The sequence below is a fragment of the Geobacillus sp. G4 genome (assembly GCF_040327975.1).
GTDB lineage: Bacteria > Bacillota > Bacilli > Bacillales > Anoxybacillaceae > Geobacillus > Geobacillus thermoleovorans.
This window is the reverse complement of the sequence record NZ_JBEPJY010000142.1, coordinates 1-238: the sequence shown is the minus strand read 5'-3', so window position 1 is coordinate 238 and position 238 is coordinate 1. Positions and strand designations below refer to the sequence as shown.

The 238-nt window shown below is 30.7% G+C and carries 1 protein-coding gene; it reads left to right on the top strand.

The genetic code is table 11. The features are described from left to right. Nucleotides 1-11: 11 nt before the first annotated feature. On the top strand, nucleotides 12-238 hold a 227-nt coding region (gpsB, locus tag ABS784_RS17275), incomplete at its 3' end, for a cell division regulator GpsB (RefSeq protein WP_352513439.1).

Sequence of the window (238 nt, the reverse complement as noted above, 5' to 3'; positions counted from 1 at the left end):
GGTGAAAAACTTTGATAGCAAACAATATTCAATTAACACCTAAGGATATTTTAGAAAAAGAATTTAAAACGAGTATGCGTGGATATAATCAAGAGGAAGTTGATAAATTTCTGGATATCATTATAAAGGATTATGAAAATTTCAATAAAGAGATTGAAACACTTGTATTCGAAAATCAAAAACTAAAAAAACAATTGGAAGAAGCGCGAAGACAGCCCGTACAAACAACCGGTGCAAC